At 62.6% G+C, this 18,029-nt stretch carries 8 protein-coding genes and 4 pseudogenes; 3 read left to right on the top strand and 9 right to left on the bottom strand.

The features are described 5' to 3' along the window. Positions 1-55: 55 nt before the first annotated feature. Positions 56-1,057, bottom strand: coding sequence for a hypothetical protein (locus tag EG244_RS17310; protein WP_124966431.1), 1,002 nt, complete (start codon positions 1,055-1,057; stop codon positions 56-58). Between the two features lie 94 nt (positions 1,058-1,151). Then, complete coding sequence (locus EG244_RS17305; RefSeq protein WP_124966430.1) at positions 1,152-2,177, bottom strand: LysR family transcriptional regulator; 1,026 nt, start codon at positions 2,175-2,177, stop codon at positions 1,152-1,154. 44 nt (positions 2,178-2,221) lie between these two features. Between EG244_RS17305 and EG244_RS17300 the strand changes: the two genes are divergently transcribed. Further along, positions 2,222-3,445 (top strand): hydantoinase/carbamoylase family amidase, encoded by a 1,224-nt coding sequence (locus tag EG244_RS17300; protein WP_124966429.1) that lies wholly within the window; start codon positions 2,222-2,224, stop codon positions 3,443-3,445. Positions 3,446-3,564: 119 nt separating this feature from the next. On the opposite strand, the pseudogene EG244_RS21550 reads toward EG244_RS17300, so the two are convergent. The 7 genes and pseudogenes from EG244_RS21550 to EG244_RS20725 all read right to left on the bottom strand — a co-directional run bounded on the left by EG244_RS21550 (position 3,565) and on the right by EG244_RS20725 (position 17,328). Continuing rightward, positions 3,565-4,838 (bottom strand): annotated as a pseudogene (locus tag EG244_RS21550) (transposase). 398 nt (positions 4,839-5,236) lie between these two features. Then, positions 5,237-7,633, bottom strand: coding sequence for a hypothetical protein (locus EG244_RS17290; protein WP_124966428.1), 2,397 nt, complete (start codon positions 7,631-7,633; stop codon positions 5,237-5,239). Further along, the gene (locus EG244_RS17285; RefSeq protein ID WP_233589053.1) at positions 7,633-9,132 is read right to left on the bottom strand and encodes a hypothetical protein; all 1,500 of its coding nucleotides are present in this window, start codon (positions 9,130-9,132) and stop codon (positions 7,633-7,635) included. Before EG244_RS17285 ends, EG244_RS17290 begins: the two co-directional genes overlap by 1 nt. Then, positions 9,129-11,321 carry a chromosome segregation ATPase-like protein gene (locus tag EG244_RS17280; protein WP_124966427.1) on the bottom strand — a complete coding sequence of 731 codons (2,193 nt, stop codon included), beginning with the start codon at positions 11,319-11,321 and terminating at the stop codon, positions 9,129-9,131. Before EG244_RS17280 ends, EG244_RS17285 begins: the two co-directional genes overlap by 4 nt. 11 nt (positions 11,322-11,332) lie before the next feature. Next, entirely contained in the window at positions 11,333-12,799 is a 1,467-nt protein-coding gene (locus EG244_RS17275) for a coiled-coil domain-containing protein (protein ID WP_124966426.1), read from the bottom strand. Then, positions 12,771-15,881, bottom strand: coding sequence for an AAA domain-containing protein (locus EG244_RS17270; RefSeq protein WP_124966425.1), 3,111 nt, complete (start codon positions 15,879-15,881; stop codon positions 12,771-12,773). The genes EG244_RS17275 and EG244_RS17270 overlap by 29 nt, the downstream gene beginning before the upstream one ends. 224 nt (positions 15,882-16,105) lie before the next feature. Further along, positions 16,106-17,328 (bottom strand): annotated as a pseudogene (locus EG244_RS20725) (transposase). A gap of 97 nt (positions 17,329-17,425) precedes the next feature. On the opposite strand from EG244_RS20725, the pseudogene EG244_RS21545 reads away from it, so the two are divergent. Beyond that, positions 17,426-17,770, top strand: a pseudogene (locus EG244_RS21545) (IS3 family transposase); the annotation flags it as partial. Between the two features lies 1 nt (position 17,771). Then, positions 17,772-17,900, top strand: a pseudogene (locus tag EG244_RS21540) (IS3 family transposase); the annotation flags it as partial. Positions 17,901-18,029: the final 129 nt, after the last annotated feature.

The raw sequence follows: 18,029 nt of genomic DNA, 5'->3' as shown, positions 1-18,029 counted from the left end.
CTTTGAGGAATGCGGGAAGAAGCGGCCCCCTGCGGGGCCGCTTGCGTTGTCCTGCTCAGACGCGGATCAGCGGCTGATGCGCACAGCGGAAAGAGCCTCCCGCCATGCAGGGCACGCGGTAGGGGATGCGGATCACTTCAAAGCGGCGCGCCTTCAGCGCCTCGACAATCGGATCAAGCGCCTCTTCCGAGGGCACGATCACGGTGCGGTCGTCCAGCACCAGGTTGTTGCACCCCATATGCCCCTTGGCCAGCGCCTTGCTGACCGGGACAACATCCCAATCTTTCATGAAGTCCGGCAGCCCCTCAGGCAGCGCCTCCATGCAGGCCACCGCAACGCCTTCGCGCGGGGTCATCAGCACGCAGTCGAGATGCGGGAACATCGGGTCGATCTGCACGGTCTGCACGCGGTAGTCCGGTCCAAGCATATGTTGCAGCCAGCGCGCGCCCTCGGGGTTCGAGCAGCCGCCCGAATGGCCAACGAGGACCTCTTTGCCCAGCACAAAGACGTCGCCGCCTTCCAGATAGCCCCAGCCCGGACCTTCGTTGTAATCATCCGCACCGCCATCGGGCTGCGAGAAGTAACGCGCACCGCGCTCCATGGTTGACGCCAGAATCTCGCGGATCGCAAAGCGCTGGCGGCGATGGAACAGGCTGCGCGGCGCAAGTTCGATCACGTTATTGCCAATGGTAACAAAGGGATCGCGCATCCAGGGCGTTGAGACGCCATGCTCCTGGCCGCGCGGGAATTTGCGGTTCTGCTCGCTGATCGGGCCTGCAACATGCACCTTCACACCCTGACCTTCGAGCAGGCGGATCGCCCCCGAGATCTGTCCGCTGAATTCGGCAAACAGCTCCGGCCAGGCGTCTTTGACATCGCGGCCCTGATTTTTCGCCCAGAATTCGCCAAACTCACCCTGTGCGCGAAGTTTCACGTCACTCAGAAAAATCGGCAGAACCCAGGTGTCGGGAGAGCCATAAACGCATTCCCGCAGAGGCGCCCATTCGGAGTCAACATAGATGGGGGCTGCGCCTGCGGCGGGCTCGTGCACTGTCATAATCGCCTCATTCTTTGCGTTCAGACTATGACTGAGCAAAGATTGAGGCAGGGCAAAGCAGATTTTACGCAAGTTCACTTGCAGATCTTGCAACTCATCGCTTCAAAGCAGCCTCGTGAAAGCAGGCAACCATCGTGCGGATTGCCCGTAATTTAAGTGAATCGCGGCGGTAGGCGAAGTGGAACTGGACGTCCATCGGGGTAAAAGGCGTCGGTATTTCCATTAACTGTTCTCCCCCGGCTTTGCTTAAAATATGGGCAGGCAGCACCGCACAACCCAGGCCTGCAAGAACCGAAGCGAGAATCGACTCCAGGCTGCTGCCCCGCGCCACCACCTGGAAGGGCATCACCCGCTCAAGCTCGGAAAAGGCATCGGCGCGGTAGCTGCGGGCGATATAGGGAATGCGGCTTCCCGCCGGCGGCTCGCGGCCCGCAGAGAGCGCCTCTCCGACCGCTTTCGCCAGCTGAACATGGGGAGAATATCTTGCAATATAAAGACGTTGGTTTTCTTTGAACGCATTTTCATAGACCAGCGCAGGAAGTCCTTCAGGCTGGGCGGTGATCCCCATATCGAGCTCGCTGTTCCGCACTTTGACGTCGATGACCGACACGGGGTGCATCGAGACATTGACCTGAATATCGGGCAAAATCCTGTGAATCTGCGAGAGGGCGCGCACGATCCCTGCCTCGGGGTTGGTGATCACACTGTCGATCGAGCCAAGCGTCAGCGTGCCCCCCGCAGAGCTGCGCGAATGATCGACGGTTTGCTCAAATATCTTCATAGCTTCAAGCAGTTGCAGCGCTGCACCATGAACATCCGCGCCATGCGGCGTCAGGCTGAATCCCGACCTTCCCCTGCTGCAGAGCGCGATCCCCAGCCGTGTCTCCAGCGCGGTGATATCCCGGCTGACGCTGGAAAGACTGGTCCCCAGTTTTATCGCCGCGGCTGACATGCCGCCGAATTCAACCACGGTGGTAAAGGTTCTCAATTGGCGGATATCATAGCTGGAGGTTGAAAATTTCGCCATTCGGCTGCTTTCTTGCAATTGATGCAAGTAAACTAAACAGCCCTGCTCTTTTTTCGCAAGCCGATCAGCGCTATCCCGGATCGCAGTCTCCACCCGGCCCGGCCCCGCGGCCCTCCCATTCAGAAGCGATCGCCCAGATGACCGACACCTTCACCGTTGATACCAAACGCATGCTGAGCGATCTCGACGCCCTGCGCGGCATCGGCCAGGTCAGCACCGGGGTGGTGCGCCAGGCCTTCTCGGAGGCCGATATTGAGGCCCGTTCCTGGCTGGTGCGGCGCATGGAAGAGGCCGGGCTTGAGGTCTCGGTCGACGCCCTTGGCAATGTCTTTGGTCTGCCCCCCGGCAATGCGCCTGCGCTTCTGGTCGGATCGCACAGCGATACCCAGCCTGAAGGCGGCTGGCTCGACGGGGCCTATGGCGTCATCGCAGGGCTGGAGCTCGCACGCGCCAGCCTTGAGCAGGGCGGTCCGGCGATTGCCTGCGTCTCCTTTCAGGATGAGGAGGGGCGCTTTGGCAATCTGATCGGCTCGCGGTATTGTGCGGGCTCCCTCAGCCTTGAGGAGGCCGATAAGGGGTGTGACGACAACGGCCTCAGCCTCGCGGAAGCGCGCGTCATCCGCGCGCGTCTGCCCGCCCCGCGGGACGTTTCTCCCGAGCGTTTCCATGGCTTTTTAGAGCTGCATATTGAGCAGGGCGGCGCGCTTGATCTGGCAGGAGAGCAGATCGGTGTGGTCGAAGCGATTGTGGGCATCCGCACCGAGCGCATGCGCTTTTGCGGCCAACAGAACCACGCGGGAACCACGCTGATGCATCTGCGCCGCGATGCCTTTCAGGGCCTTGTCACCATGGCCTCGCGCATCAATGAGCGTCTGGCTGGCGTGGCAACTCCGGCGACGGTCTGGACGATCGGCCGCGTCGATCTGCAGCCGAATGCGAACTCTGTGGTCCCGGGCCGGGCGGATTTCACCATTCAGTGGCGTGACGCTGAGGAGAGCCGCCTCGATCAGATGCGCGACATCCTCTACAGCACCTGCGAAGAGGTGGCAGGTGAGATGGGGCTGAGCTGGGAGCGTTTTGGCTGCGACAGCCTTCCCCCCACCCTGAGCGACCCCGGGCTGGTTGGGGCCCTGTCGCAGGCGGCCGGTCAACTGGCAGCCGGAAAGTGGCGGGTGATGACGTCCGGGGCTTTGCATGATGCCGCAAATCTCTCGCTCCGCATGCCGATGGCGATGCTTTTTGTGCCCTCGATTGCAGGTATCAGTCACAGTTTTGCGGAAGATACGGCGCGGGAGGATCTCGAACTGGGCCTGCGCGTGGCAGCCGGGGCAGTCTGCAGCTATTGTCGTTCCCGGGTCTGAGCGGGCGGTCCTGCCAGCTGCCCCCCTGATCCCAAACCCGGACCGGCGGACGCCAGAGACTGCTCTTCAATGGAGGGAGCCCGGTTTCCGGACCGCCCGAAGCTGGAATTTTCGGGCCTTCAGCCGGGGCCCGGGCCGGATGCAGGCCCCGGCTTTGCCAGTTCGCAGGGCGTCTTATCGCCAATGGCGCCCTGCGGTCGTTCGGTGTTGTCGTCCCTCAACCCAATCGTCGGGAAAACCAATCGCAGGGCATTTGATTCCTCGGATCAAATGCTTGTCCTGCTCATACCCGGAGCGTTTTCTGAGCTTCCTCATGTCTTCATCTTTGCGCGCGCGTCGGCAAGCGTCATGAACCAGTGCGCGCTGAGGCATTCCGCGCGGAAGCGGCCAATGAATGCGAGGAGGGACCAGGGAACACTCCGGGGGGGGGGTTCCCCCGCCGCAGGATGAAGGCGTTATCGGTGGGTTTTCCGGGCCGGGAGAAGTCGAGGGTGCCCCCCCTTGGTACAGGCCCCGAGATCCAGATCGCGGGAGATGAATTCGGGCCCCTGGCCGACCCGGGTTGTCCTGGGATAGCCGCGTTCTGCGCCGAGGCGCTCAGGCGTCTCAACGACTTTCTCAGCCCGATAGCTGAAGCGTGGATCCACGACGGGCGAGACGCGGGAGACGATGTCAACGACCGTCAGAACCCGGATCTAGCAGCCGGTCGACGGGTCATTGCCCAGGTCTCATGAGCGGCTGTGGCCCGCTGCCGGTCTTCGCGAAGCCTGGCCTTGACCCGGTAGCGGCTCACACCTCGGTGTTGTGCAGTTGCATCCCTAACGCACTGTAGATCCTCTGGTTTTTTTTGGGAGGTTATGTGCAAGCCATCGCGACACAGCATGGCATGCAGCCGTAGCGTATAAGGGCCTGACTGTGAGTGCTGGACGTAATCTCCCGAAAAGGGGAAGTTTAATCCAGCATTTACATCTGACAAATGTCGCGGATCTTCTGCTCTATGCTGGCCTGCCCGGACCGCCACGCTTTGGAATGGCAGCTCGACGTATCAACGAGAAAAACCGCGCAGGCCCTCCGGATCGAGACGTTCCATTCGAGGCAGGTGCGGTCGACAAGCTGACGCCTTCCGGCAGGCCTTTGAGCTTTCGGCGCAGGACATGCCTCACAGCATTTCCCTGTCCGGAGACAAGTCTGCCACCAGCTTGCGCATTTTCGTCTTCACGCAGCTTTATCCGCCGCATATCCTTCGGCAGCATGCGCTTGTATCTTTTCTTCCAGCTGACGTAAGTCGCAGGGCGGATCCCGGCCTTACAGCAGAGATCCGCCACCAGCATGCCGTCTGCGCCCCGCTTCAGGATGAACCCTTCCGGGCAGCCGAAAACTTCGAGGATTTCATCGGTTTTCACTCCTCCCGGCCATGGGAAGGGCAGCCGAAAAACTCCGGTTTCAAACGATCCGGTTTTCAGGGCTCACATCATCAGGCTTGGGCAGAATATCTCTGATGTGCATTTCGCTGCCTGCCAGCCTCCGGAAAAATCAGCCTTGCAGAAACGCAGGAACGGCATTGCGGGGGCACGACCCCCGCGATGCCCGAGGCTTCGAAAGACGAGCCCCCTGCCCCACGGCGACGCAGACATCCAGTCCATCTGACGGGATGAGCGGGGAAATGGCCTGCTCTTTGCACGCAAAGGTCAGGAAGCGATGGCATTGGCGACGTCAGATTAAGCCGATGGCTGAGAGGGTTGCCAACGACCCGAGGGGCAGAGACCGCCTCAGTGTGAGGCCACCTGCGATCTACCCTTTGGGGTCATCGTCAAGATTATGAATATGCAAAAGAATATCCGGATCTGTGCCTTCACCGCGCAATTCATCCCGCAGGGCTTTAAGCAGCGGGCGATAGCGGGCAATATTTCGGATCCGGCTCGGAGATGAGCTGCGCCGGCTGTCAAAGTCGCTTAGGGTGCCGTCGATGAGATCGTCCAGAACCTGCGCCAGCGGATCGCGGCCCAGCACAAAGGCAGAGCGGTCCCGCTCGCGCTGACGCAGCAGGCCTGCAAGCAGAAGCGGTGCGTAGTTGAACTTCGTGTAATCGCTGCCACGCTCTGCTTCGAATTCAAGCCTGATGCGCTTTACAAGTCTGTGCAGATCCTTTGGCGTCAGAAAGTGATGGGCGGTCGGAGAGCGGGAGAGCACAAAGGCGACCGCCGCCGTCTCCACGCGGTAGCTCCAGTCAGTGATCTGCCTCGCAAGACAGATGCGCAGGAGGTCTTCTTCGTCCTGAGGCCGCTGACAGATGCGCCCAAGACCCTGCGCCACCAGAATCCAGCTCATCTGGCTGCGGATAAAGGGATGCTTTTTGCCCGGCTCCCGCAACCGCAGCACATCGAGCAGCATGCGTGCCAGTCCCGCAGGTGCGCGCCGGAACTGCCAGGTCAGGTATTTCAAGGAGCTGTTGTCAGCCGTGATCTCTCCGCTGGCTCTGGCGCGCAGATGCGTCATGGCCCGCGCATTGACGGCCTCAAGGTTTGCAACAGTGACAGCAGGAAGCTCCGGCGTCAGATCGCCGTCGCTGGAAATGGGGTAGCGCCCGTCGGCTTTGCGGCACATTAAACCAGCAAGCACCTCCCAGTCAGCGGATGGCCTGCCGGACTGCCGATGCAAGGCGAGCGCCAGCCCGTCAGAGGTCGGGGTCCTTTGCCATGGCTCTGTGCCCCCCTCAAGAACCATGCGCCGGGGGATGGACACGGGAGGTGTGCTTAGCTTCGCAATCAGGTCTTCCCAGCTCTCGGGACAGACCTCCGCCTGCGCCCAGTTCAGCCGGAACTGCCGCCCAAGGTCGGGCGCTTCAACGATTAACTGCGCGCGCCCCGCAGCGGGGGCCTGTTCGATGTGAAGGGAGACCTTGGTCTGCTTATGGATTTCCACGTCCAGCAGATGACGCGCGAGCCTGGGCCGGGGGTCCAGCTCTCTCCTGAGGTAGACCTTCAGCTCTTTCGCGCCGCGCTGCAGACCAAAATCCGCCGCGACCGGTGAGCGATAGACGCGCCCCGCAGGCAGACGGGCCTCGGGCTCGATCAGATCAAAGCTGCCCGCCCCTTCCGCGCCCAGAACGATGGTCGATATCTGAGGAAGAAAATCGTAGTAAACCGGCTCACCTGCCGCGAGGCGCCGCGCGGCCTCGAACGCGCCAAAAGCCACGGCCCCGGCAAAGAGAGGCTGCAAAGGCTTCGGACACAGAGCGGAGAGTTCACGAAACAAGGACGCATAAACCGCGCCCGAGCAGTGACTTTCAAAGAGCACTGTCTGGCATCCCGCGAGTTCACTGAAGCCTGACAGATCAGGGGTCTGCTCTGGCAGATCAAACTCTGCCGGGGTTCGGATCAGATGAAACCGCCCTGCAGCGTCGCGTAAAAGTTCCTCCTGTTGCGCGCCGGAAAGCGCAAAGGTGCTCAACCGGCGCATCTGCCCGGCCAGATCGCCGCGAAGCTGCGGGGTGATCTGCGCGGTGACCCGGGCCGCCTCATCCAGAAGACCGTGATAGCCCCAGGGCGAGTTTACGTGCCGGGCCGCCTTCTGGCGCTCCGGCGTCAGGATACGCCCATGCAGGGTTTCTTCTTCGCGCAGCCGCAGGATTTGCACAGAAAACCCCTCAGCATCGTGACAGATCACCCCGATCCGGTCGCCTTCGGAGAGATTGTCCCCGGCCCCATCCAGCTGAAGGTGCCCCAGCAGAGCCAGGACACTGCGCCAGACAAGAACCGGCTGGCCGAGCCGGGCCGCCGAGACCGCCCGCAGCAACCGGTCCTGCAGCGCCTCGTCCTGGCCCTCCTGTTCTTCCAGCGAAATCGCGATGGTCGCAGCCCCCGCCGTGAGCCCCTTCAACGCTGCTGCAAGCTGCTCGGGCCGGACGGCCTGATCGGCAAGACAATCCCGCACCCGCCGCCTGCGCGCGGGATCACCAAGATCTCCCCAGCCTTCCCCAAGGCCATGCGGCGACAATGCAGCCTGCGCGCCGCCAATCCATTCGCGTCGCCCGCCTGATCCCGTCAGAACCACACAGGGATCCGTCACCGCCCCCGTCAGAGAGACAGGGCCTTCTTCAAGTTCCCCATCCGCTGTGATCTGCCAGTTTCGGGCGGATTGGTCCCGCCAGCCGTTGAGATCATAGCCACAAAGCCTGCGAAAAGACATTACGCGCTCCAGATATCGCGCTGCAGGAAGGCGCTGATGGCTGCGCGGCCCTGCGTCAGCGCCTCGCCCGCGGCCCCGAGTGCCACCGCAACCACAGTGCAATTTCCCCGGCGTTCCGCAGCCTGTGCGAAACTGTCATGCGCGGGGGTCAGGATGAGGCCGTCGCGGATCCGCTCTGACAAAGAGGGCAGCCGCCGCACCTGGTCCAGCCGCTGCGCGGCCCCGGCTGCCGCCTGTCTCAGGTCTATCGGCAAAAGCGCATGCGCGGCCCAGACCGCAACCCGATGCGGCGGCGCGCTGCCATGTCCCAGTGGCGTGATGCGCAGGCTGACCGGTGCCCGCGCTTCGAGAAGCGCTGTGCCGGGCTGCGCCGGACGGGCCATCACTTCCGCAACGATGCCCTGATGGCGCAGCCAGAAGACGGCGATCGGGCGCTCCTGTTCGAACCAGATCCCCCCCTCAGCCTCCTCCCGGAACAGGATCGGAGACTGCGCGATCAGCTCAGCGCCCTCCAGATCTCTCAGGGCCAGCACAATCGCCAATACGGTGAAATCCATCCAGGTCTGCGCCTGCCAGGCCCAGTGGCTGTCATTGGCCTTTTTGCGCTGCAACAGCCTGAGCCAGTTGGTGCGGATCCTCGAATACGTCGGGTTCTCCAGCAGGACATAATTGGGGGTAATCCCCGCTTCGGCAAAACCGATGCCATGGGCCTGCAGATCCAGGGCCGTCACCCGGCACAGCTTTACAAAGCTGTCGACACTCTGAAAGCGGCGGCTGCCACTGGCGCGCTGATGCTCGCGCAGCCATTCGCGGCCCACCTCTGCGGCAAGGGTGACGTAAGAATGGGCGACCCGGTTCTCCAGGGTGTCGAAATCCTCATGACGAACGACGGCCATGATCCGCTGACCAGCGCCTGCGCGCTCTGCGATGCTGCGTCCGGGCTGCCGTGACAGCCAGCGCATTGAGCTGCGATCCATTTCCTGAACCCGCCCCATCGGCGTCAGTTCGCGGTGTCGCCGCAGCACGCGCCGCAACGTGCTGCGCAGGCGGCTCAGAACCGGCTCCATCTCTGCGGACTGGCGCACGATTTCCGCCATCCGCGGGCTTTCCTCCTGGCCTGCGCGGTCCCAGGCCTCGCGCAGATGCTCCCAGAGATTTGACGGATCATCCAGGGCTTCTCCCAACTCCTGGACCCGCGCAATCACCTGGTTCATCCGGCTCAGGGCCGCGCGGGCTTCGGGCGGGGCCTCTTCTTCACGGCCTTCACGGGGGCGCAGAAAGAACCCCTCGCGCGCAGGATCCGCCGCGGGCTGGCGCAGCGGATAGGGATGCAGCAAAAGCGCCCGCCGCGTGGCTGCACTCCCCGAGGACATCAGGACCGCATGCTCGCCGCCGGGCCGCCCGCCCTGCGCCTCACTCAACAGGCAGTCCTCGGGCCGAAAGACCGCATCAGCCTCGGATTTGCTTTCCCAGGGACGGTGCAGCAGATGGCGGCTCAACGCACGACGCCCTGCCAGCTGAAGAGCGTGCTGGCCTGTGACGCATCGACAGAGGCCCGGATGGCAGCGGCCAGCGGCTCATCGCCAAGATCGGAGGCCATTTTCTCAATCCTGCGGAAGTCGTCGTCATGGCTTGTCACATCGACGCCGCGCAGTTTTGGCAAAAGCCGCATCTCAATCTGATCTGCCAGCGCCGTGCGCACCCGATCACCGCCGCCGCTGACCTGAGGATAGGCCCCCACATAAGACAGGATCGCGCGCCCCAGGCGATGGCCGAAAGGCTTGCCGAAGGTCTGCATAATGGAGAGCATCTCATCAAGCTGACTGCGCGCCAGATCCGCATCGCCCGACGCATCCCGCGAGGTCCAGCGTTTCCACTGCGTATAGCTGAGCGCCGGGACCGATTGTGAGTTTTCCGCGCGCGCCGCGGGCGAGGGCGTGACGATCTTCTTCGGCGCCCCAAAGCGCATCACATTCGCGCGGTCCACCACTTTATCGGAAAGCGACTGGGTGCTTTCGTCTTCGTTCATGGTCCCGGCAAAGAGCAGGTTATAGCCCGGGAAAATCCGGACCGGCTGGCCGGGGATTTCCAGCTCAAGCTCAGCATCCTTGCGCAGGATGGGATCAGACACCCGCAGCGGCGCGGGCCGGCTTTCCAGGCGGCTGAGGAAGTCGGAGAAGTAATATTCAACCCGCGCGAGGTTCATCTCGTCCAGCAGGACCATCATCATGCGGTCCTGCAGGGCATTGATGTTATTCTCTGAATCCAGCGCCCACAGGGCCTTTGCCATATCGGTGGGCCGGAAGCGGCTTTCGATATAGTTATAAAATCCCATCAGATCCTGCGGGCTGTCCCAGCGGGGCTGCACCGGAACCTGCAGGAAGCCGATGCCCATACCAGCGGCATAATTGCGCGGAAGCTGGCTTTTTCCGGTGCCCGAGATCCCGGCCAGAACGGCCATCTGCGTGGTATCGTTGACCTTCATCGCCGTATGGAAGGCGGTGAGCACACGCGGATGATAGCTGAGCCCCGCGCCCTGCAGGGTGCGCCGGACGTTATCCAGCGCCTCATCCTCCGCCAGACCGCTGCGCGGGCCGGGAAGAAGGCGCAGATGGCGGATGACTTCAGGCTCTTCGCTGAGTTCAGCAGGCGGGCCTTCGCGCCCTGCAGCTGCGCGCCCTGCCCCGCTCTTCTCCGTTTCCCGCAGAATGGCCTGCAGACGCGCGTTCTTTTCTTCGAGGGTGATCTGCAGGCGCTGCTCATCCTCTGCCAGCGTGTCGCGACGGGCCTGAAGATGGGCCAGCTCTCCGCGCAGTGCATCGATGCTTTCTTCCAGCGCGCTCAGACGGTCGGTCTGAGTTTCGGTTTGCCTGAGTTCATGCTCGGCAAGCCGCAACCGCGTCTCAGCGGCACTGACCGCCTGGGCAAGTTCCTGACTGCTCTGGCGCGCAGCCGACAGCTCGCTGGCCAGAAGGTCGTTGCGACTGCGAAGCTCGCTCTCAGCGGTGCGGGCTGACTTCACCCGGTCCTCAAGCTCTGCCAGTTCTGCTGCGCGCACTGACTGTTGACCCTCAAGGCGTGCAAGCCCGGCCTCCAGTTCGTTCTTCTTCGCGTTCAGGCCACCGATTTCCAGACCCAGAGCCTCAGCTGCTGCTCTTTGTGCCTGCAGATCGCCAAGCTCTGCGCTCAGGGCCTGAAGAGCGTCGCGCATCCGCCCTTCTTCAGACCTCAGCTCCTCCAGCCTGGTCTCAATGCCCTCAGCCTGGGCCAGGCGCTCTTTGACCAGATCAAGCCCGGCCTTTGCGCGCTCCAGCTCTCCGGTCTTTGCGAGCAGCTCGGTTGCGGCCTGCTCGGTCTGAACCCGCAGATCACGGATTTCACTGCGCTGCTCGTCCCGGCCTTCCCACTCGCGTTCCAGGTCTGCGATACGGCCCTGCAGCGCCTGAAGCACGCCCTTTGCCAGTTCCGTCTGGCCCTGCACCTCGCGCAGATCATTATTGGCCAGGGTAAGGCGGTCCCGCTCTTTGCGCAGTTCAATGACCTGCGCCTCCAGGGCCTCGCGACTTGCGAGAGGGCCCGCCAGTTGCACGACCCGGTCATGGCGCCAGGATTTGAACAGCATCAGAAGTGACAGAACGACCAGTCCCGAGGCTGCGGTGATAAAGATCATCAGATCCGTGGTATACACAGGAGCGCTCCTCAGGGCTGGGAAATCACGGGTTGCGACAGCGGCACGGCAACAGCGGGAACAGGCTGCACCGCCATCTCTTCGCGCAGAAGGTTCAGACGGGCCGTTTCGGCCTGCAGCTCAAGCCGGATCGCGGACAGCGCGGTTTCGGCCTGGGCACGGGCCGCGAGCACCTGGTCAAGCTTTTCCGTTTCCATCTGCAGGGCCGGCAGCCGGGCCTGTTCTGCGCCGACAGAGGCCAGCGCAAGGGCGAGGTCGCGGTTCGCCACATCAAGAGATGTGCGGGTTTCCTCAAGCCTTGTGAGCCGCGCCGCCACCTCCTGCTCCAGGCTTTTCAGCCGGGCCTCTTCGCTGGTGATCGCTGCCGTAACCTCCCGCAGCCGCAGACCCGCGCTGTCGGCTTCCAGGGTTATGGCCCGCCGGGTGTCCAGATCTGCGCTCACCTGGGTAAGATCAGCCTTCGCCTTTGCAAGATCCCCCTGCGCCGCGCTGAGGGCTGTGGTCACAGAGGCCAGTTGTGCATCTGCACTCTGCAGCTCTGTGCGTTTTGCCGTGACCGCAAGCGTCAGCTCTTCCAGTCGGGCCGCTTCGGTCTTCACCGCAGCCGCAGCCGGAGGCAGCTCAGAGCGCAGAGCTGCAAGCTCCTGATCTGCCGTCTGTTTCTCGACCTGAAGCCCGGAGATCTCTGTCTTCAGCGCCGCGATACTCTGGGAAATCCTGTCGCGTTCTGCGGTTACTCCGCTCAGTTCCACCTGAGCGGAGGCCAGTTTTTCAGCCACTTCGCGCAGCCGTTCATCCGCCGTCCCGGCCTCTGCCGCACGGGCCTCAAGGCCGCTCAGCGTCACTTTCAGCCGCTCTTCGGTTGTGCGCAATGCGCTCAGTGAACTGCGACTTTCCTCAGTCGCGCGATCAAGGTCATCCCGCTCCTGGCGCAGGGCTGCCAGAGACGAGGTAAGGGTCGTCTGGGCTTCGCGAAGCCGTGTTTCCTCCGCCAGAAGCTTATCACGGCTTTGCGTCAGCGAAGCCACCTCACGCTCAAACTGGCGCTTGAGTGTGGCGCCGGTCTCAAGCTCGCTCCGCAGAGCGCCCGCGTTGCGAATGGTCTCTTCCGCCTTCGTCACGCGGTCCTGGCGCGACTTCAACTCAGCCTCGAGCTTTGCAATCTCATCTGCAAAACGGGCGCGCTCCGTCCTCAGAAGGGCCAGCGCCGCTTCTTCCCCGACCGCGGCTTCACGTGTTTGCACCGTCGCGGCCTCCAGCTGTATCTGCTGGGCCCGCAGCTCATCGCGCTCGGCCAGAAGCCCGCTGCGTTGCGCCTGAAACCAGTCGATGTCAGAGCTGATCCGGCCAAATTCCTGGTGCAGCGTGTTCAGTTTCCAGCCCGTAAACGCGACCCCGCCTGCGCTGGTAAGCGCCAGCACGGCTGCAATTGTGGTGAAGGTCCAGGACTTACCTGAGGTCTTGTTCGATGCGCTCAAGGCATGCCTCCATGTTTTCGCTGAGTTCGTCGACCCAGAAGCGGCGCACGCGCCAGCCCATGGATTGCATCTGATGATCCCGCCAGAGATCGGGAAGCTTGCGCCCGCCATCGCGGGCCTCATGCCACTGCCGCCCGTCCACCTCGACATCCAGGCGGATCTCCCCTGCCCCGAACAGCGCGAAATCCAGTCGGCGTCCGGCAATCTCGTATTGCGGCTGCGGCTTTAACCCGCGCTCAATCAAGGCATGATAAAGCACACGCTCCCAGTGGCTGTCGAAAACACCCTCGCCGCTGCGCTGGCGCGGCTCGGTTGCAACGGCTGCAAGCCTTGCCAGAGAGCGCACTCTTGCGCCCCGCGCGAAATTCAGATCGCCGAACACATGCGCCACCGCGCGGGCACGTGAGATCGCCACATTCATCCGGCGACGATCTTTTTGCACGAATGTCACGGCTGTCTCGGCACTGGCCGGACCCAGAACCGGCGAGAAGATAATCAGGTCCCGCTCCTGCCCCTGAAAGCTGTCAACGGTTGCCGCCCGGAAAGCCGACAGCTCCAGCCGGGGTACAGAGACCAGCGCGCGCACCGCCTGATCAATCTCCTGCGCCTGCGCCCGAAAGGGCGTCGCAACCCCGACCGAGCCGCCATAGCCCTGCACGTTCAGAAGATCTGCCACATGAGCAGCGATTGCCGTCACTTCAGCGCGGTTGACGTTGCCGCTGATGGAAGCGGGGCTTCGGACATCGGTCCATGCAATTCCCGGCGCTTGTCCGGGTGGTGGCCGAAGCCGTGCCGGATCGCCTGCGGCCCGCAGGCTGCCGTCATAAAATTCGTCACTGATATAATCGACGATCGGCGCGGCGGAGCGATATTGGCTGCGCAGCATAACCCGCTTTGCGCCCGGCACATTTTTGGCGAAATCAAACAGCGAATTGCTGCTTTGCGCATAGCGGCTCATCCGCGCGACAGGCAGCCCTTGGGTGCGCATCAGATTGCGATCCTGATCCCGGCCGATCGAGGGGATGAAGGTCAGCTGATTGCTGTCGCCCACGACCATTGCGCGCTTCGCGCGCGCAAACAGCGGCAGCGCCGAGGCAATATCGCACTGACTGGCCTCATCAAAGACCACCAGATCAAAAAGCGCAGGCTCCAGCGGAACCCGGCGCGCGGCCCCAAGCACTGACACCAGCCAGAGCGGGCGATGTTCAAGAACCTGGCGCGTCAGGGCCAGAGGAACCGCATCCCGCCGACCGGCAAATTCAAAATCCGCAATCAGCCCGCCAAGATCTGATCGGGCTGCGCTGCTCATGGCAGATTTTGCGCCCAGATAGCGGGGCAGCAGCGCTTTTGCGCGGCCTGCAATGTCTTCGGTCAGCACGACCGGATCTGCAAAGGATGGGCTCTGAGAGAGCTCTTTACGAAGAGCGGCTATGCGTCTGTCGGGATCTGAGGGACCGGTCCCCGCCGCTGTCCCCTTCAGAAATGAAATCAGCCGCTGCCAGATGCCGGTCGGGCGTTCGGGCGCGCCTCTGGCCGCCATCGGCTCGGCTGAGGTCAGCCGCCGCTCCAACAGGTCAGCCAGCTCACATTGAAGCACTTCGCGTGCTTCTGCGCCCGAAAGAGCAGCGTTGCGATCAGCGCTTATGGCCCGGATCTGAGCCAGCAATTCCGGATCCGGCTCACGACTTCCGGGACCGCTGATGTCATTTAAACGGCGCGCAACCTGCACCAGGCCCTGGTCGAGCTCCCGCGACGGGTCCAGCGTGCGCACATGAAAATCAATATCGGGCGCGATGGCCCCAAGGCGATCTTCAACGGCGTCCAGCGCCTGATGGTTCTTGGAGGCGACAAGGACCGATCCCCCTTCCAGCAGAACCGATGCGACAACAGAAACGATCACCTCTGACTTACCGGTGCCCGGAGGTCCGGTCACCACGGTCAGTGGCGCTGAGCAGCTGTAGCGAAGGGCCTGAAGCTGCTCATTGTTCAGCGCGCTGGTATTGATCGCACCATGAGGCGGGGCCGGGTCAGTCTCGGCCAGGTTCAGCAAAGGGGCCAGAGCCGTCGACGCAAGCTTTCCGGCGTCCCAGCCCGCGATGCGGTCCAGCTCCCTTGACGCTCCGGAGGTGAAAGAGTTCTCATCCGGAAGGAAAAGCGCGGCGGCGTCAAACAGGCCGGTGTCGTCCAGATCCAGCGTGCGCGTGGTCACAACACCATTCAGAGATCCTCTGATCTGGCGCGCGGCGGCATCGCGCAGACGCGGCAGGAACTCGGAGAACTGATGTCCAACGCCCTCCCCGCCCCTGAACACCGACTGCAGATCTTCGGCAGTCCAGCTGCTGCTGCGCACAAAACCACGCAGCCAGTCGGGGTTCACCAAAAGATCATCGGCCGAAATCGTCAGGCGCAGCTCGTCCGCTTCCAGCGCCCACCGCGCGGCAATCAGACCGACCGGCCAGACGACGGGAACGCCTTTCGCCCGCCCGAGGGCCAGGGGCCATCCTATGGCCAGAACCCGTTCCTCGGCCTCCCGTCTCCGCAGAGCTTCGCGAAATCCCGGTTGCAGGTGATCTGAACGGAAGCTCAGCTGCAGATCCTGATCCGCATCCGGGACAAGCGGCCCCTCTCCGGTGATCAGGTGCCAGACAATCCCGTGCCGATCGGGCGTTTCAGTCAATGCGCCCCGCGGATCCGACCGCAATGACGATCGCCAGTAGCGCAGCAGTGCCGCAGGATCAGGCACATCACTCCCCGCGTCCTCCACCGGATCTGCGGAGGAGACGGGGCTGGTGGCGCGCCGGAATGGCGCAGCGGCGATCCTGTTTCCGCCGTCTGCCCCGGGATGACGATCCACCGTCAGAGGGGTTCCTGGCACCTCAGCCGTGGAGCTGTCTTGCCGCGCCGCACAGACCCACAGCCCATCGGCCGTTCGCTGCACGAGGCCGGCCCGTTGCAGATCGCCCAGCTCTGTCAGCACCCCAAGTCGTGCATCAGGCGAAAACGTAGCGCCCCTCATCCGGTGTATCTGCTCAAGGCTGCGCCCATGAGGATAGGTCTTCAGCAGCGAGAGCAGTCCAGGCATTCGGAAAGGCACTTTCACGTAAAGCGAATATTTCTAATGGTAATAATCAACCTTGAGACGCTTGATTTGGCAATAGTCTATCTTGCTGCCATAGGTCGGGCTTCCCTTAACAGGCTGCTGAAAGAGTCCTGAGCGCAGGACAATCGCCCTTCATCAAGGCCGGTTAGATTTACTCCCACGCCCCCTTCGACAGATGATACGCCTGCCTGGCCGGGCTGACACGTTCAGGCGGGCTGCAGGTTGGGCAAACGGGCGAGATTATTGACGGCCATTGTCAGAATGAAACACGCAGGCACTCGTTCGACGCCGCGCCAGAGGGTCCGGGCCATGCCGCCGAGGGTTTTGGCCCATCCAATAGTGAGGAGGATCAGAAAACGATCCGGGGGATCGTTTTTCCGCCACAAGTCGATGCGTTTACGGTGCCTGATCGACAGGGCGTAACCCTTGTGGCGTGTGGTGCAGCCATCAACCGCGGAATACCCCGACTTTTACGCAACATGCGGAGTGACCCAGGCGCGGCGCAGATCAGCCACGAAGTCGGCAGCGTCAAACCCTTATCGGCCCCCGGCGCCCGCTGACGCGTGAAGCCCGGGGAATGCCGGTGGATCATGCCGAGGGCGGCGCGCCGTTCCGCACGATCATCGGTCTGAGTGAGGTCGCGCTTTCGCACGATCAGGCCGGAGCGGTTCTCCATCAAAGCCATCGTCGGGAAAACGGTCCCCCGGACCGTTTTCCACACTCCTCCGCCGACAAAGCAGAGCATCGCCCCTGTGCCGCGCGTCGGGATCGGTCGTCGAAACATGAGTGATATTGGAACGCCTCTGGCCGACGGCAAGTTCACTTCGGCATTGCGGATTTGGCGGGTCATTGGGATGGGTCTCACTCGGGCTCTCCGGCTTCTGCGGCCCACCGGGATCGTCGTCCGAGGGCCTATTGTCAGGCTTTGGACGGAAGCTCTTCATCGCGGCCGATGCCTTCACCAATCCGGGACGTGGTCGTCCGACAGCAGGGGCGCGACTTTGCGGTGAGCCAGAATGGCTGCCACCACCCCCTACGACATCTCCGTGCTCAGCAGCCGGTCGCGGTTCTTGCTGAAGACCGTCGGCTTCGGCCCGGGGCTGCGCCCGTTCAGGGCTCAAATCTGTCCCGGGGACAGATTTCCGGGCGCCCTTCACCCCAGACCTGGCCATCAATCCCAAGACCCACAAACCAATGAAACAAGAAGTTATATTACATCTTCTCCATGAGTTACCGTTCAGAGCGGATCGAAAAGAGGATCTGGAGCAGGCCTGCCGGATCAGCCGCTCTGGCGCGATCGGGGGGGGCGGCCGAAGCCAGTGTAGAGAGCTGCAAATGCGCCGTCCAGGCTCGCCAGAGCTGCATTCACCACCTGCCGGATCTTGCTGCTAAGCACATGCCTATGTCTGATTTTCAAATCATCCCCGATGGTGCCCCCGTCGTCGCCGGGCTGCCACCGACAAGCTTCGGGTCGTCGAGGTTGAGAAGGACCGTGCCCCCCGCGGGGCCTTATAAGCCGACCATGGCTGGAAGACGGCGCCAGTCTTTCGGTTGCCGCCCGTCGCACTGGCGTTGCGCCCAATTTATTTGACCGTTGGCGCTGGCTCATTTTCAAAGGCGTGAGTGTCGCTGTGTCCGAGGAGGGTGAGATTAGCAGCAATCGCGTTGCACGCCAGCTTGAGGAACCTGTCCGGGAACTGAAACGCCAACTCGGCCCTAAGACACTTGACGCCAAGACCTGCGCGGGGCGTTGGACAAGTCACGGGTAAAAAGCCGGCCTCGCTTGCGCAGCCGCTGCGATCGGGCGATTTCCGATGAAGGTGGTTACCCAAACCCTTAGCGTCTCGCACTTAAACCTCACAGCCCGGCTGGCCAGATACCCGAACCGTTCTCGGATTGATCGGGAGCTGGTTCGGGAACTACAGTGCAAATCACCCACACTCAGGGCTGAAGATGCGCTCCCCACGCGAATTCATTTCGGCTCAAATCGCAACCGCCTGAGTGCCCGGTGAAACGGTGACCAATACACTAACGCCCTGCGAAGTTTTGGACCGCGGTCCAAAACTAACAGGCTGCTGAAATAGTCCTGAGTGCAGGACGGTTTTTGTTCATCAGGACTGATCTGTTCTG

It is taken from the genome of Falsigemmobacter faecalis (assembly GCF_003863335.1).
Classification (GTDB): Bacteria; Pseudomonadota; Alphaproteobacteria; order Rhodobacterales; family Rhodobacteraceae; genus Wagnerdoeblera; species Wagnerdoeblera faecalis.
This window is presented reverse-complemented; position numbering and strand designations above follow the sequence as displayed.